1 protein-coding gene is annotated in these 1,295 nt (G+C 67.0%); it reads right to left on the bottom strand.

The window, feature by feature from the left end; translation table 11 throughout:
* A partial coding sequence (locus tag ACFY9I_RS42530; RefSeq protein WP_391012913.1) for an aminotransferase class III-fold pyridoxal phosphate-dependent enzyme occupies positions 1-1,274 on the bottom strand: 1,274 nt, incomplete at its 3' end.
* Positions 1,275-1,295: the final 21 nt, after the last annotated feature.

Genomic DNA, 1,295 nt, shown 5'->3' with positions numbered 1-1,295 from the left:
GGGCGGATCTTCAGGGTGTTCGCCGACTTGCCCGTGCCGTTGATGAGAATCCGGCGATCGCGCATGTCGTTGATGACGTCTTCGGTCAGCAGGCGGTCCGGCTCAAGAGTTTCCCGGTCCTTCACGATCTCCACGCCGACGTACAGACCGGCGCCCCGGACCTCGGCGACGTAGGGGGAGTCCTTGGTGATCTCCCGCAGTCCCGCGCGCAGAGCGTTGCCGCTCTCCAGGACACGCTGCTGCACGTTCTCCTTTTCGAGGACGTCCAGCACCGCGGCGCCGGCGGCCACGGGGATCGAGCTGCCGCCGAAGGTGTTGAAGTAGCGGACGTTGCGTCCGAACTCCTCGCTGACCTCGGGGCGGAAGACCACGCCCGAGATCGGCATTCCGTTACCCATCGGTTTGCCCAAAGTGACGATGTCCGGCAGGACGCCGTGCCGGGTGAAGCCCCACATCGACTCGCCGAGCCGGGCGAATCCGGACTGCACCTCGTCCGCGATGTAGACACCGCCGGCCGCGTGCACCTCCTCCACCACGCCCTGCATGTAGTCGACCGGGTCCGTGAAGATGCCGTCGCTGGTGTAGGCGCAGTCGGTGATCAGCGCCGCCAGGCGGTAGCCGTGGCGCTCCAGGTCGTCGATCGCGCCGCGTACCTGCTGCCGCATGTGCTCGGCGAGCGTTGTTCCCGGCGCGGCAAGGCGCGGGTCCGGCGGATCGATGAGCCGGACGTTCGGTCCCAGCGGTGACCCCGCGCCCAGGTGCGGTGAGAAGCTCGCCACCTCCCGGGTGATGCCGTGGTAGGCCCAGCGGGTGACGATGATGCCCTCGCCGCCCGTGTGGAACCGCGCCACCCGCACAGCCAGGTCGTTCGCCTCCGACCCGCTGCACGCGATGCTCAGCTTCGACAGCTCCTCGGGGAAGGTCGAAAGCAGCCGCTCCGCGTAATCGACCAGGGCTTCCTGGACGTAGCGGGTGTTGGTGTTCACCAAGGTCATCTGGCGGGCGACCGCCTCCGCCACGTGCGGATGGGCGTGCCCGACGCACGGGACGTTGTTGTAGGCGTCGAGGTAGTCGTTGCCGTCACGGTCGATCAGATGGGCCCCGTGACCGGAGACGAACTCGACCGGCTCCTTGTAGATGAGTGTGTAACCAGGACCCAGCACCTCGTTGCGGCGCCGGATCGTCTCCTGGAGGTGTTCGGGGAGTTCGCTCAGTACGCCCGGGTCGAACCGGTTGGGGTAGTTGGCGACTGCCCGACTAAGCGTCGAAGTCATCTGCAGGCACACCTTCAGTCT

It is taken from the genome of Streptomyces sp. NPDC012510, assembly GCF_042955065.1.
Taxonomy (GTDB): Bacteria; Actinomycetota; Actinomycetes; order Streptomycetales; family Streptomycetaceae; genus Streptomyces.
The sequence above is the reverse complement of the archived record's forward strand: the minus strand, read 5'-3'. Positions and strand labels throughout refer to the sequence as shown.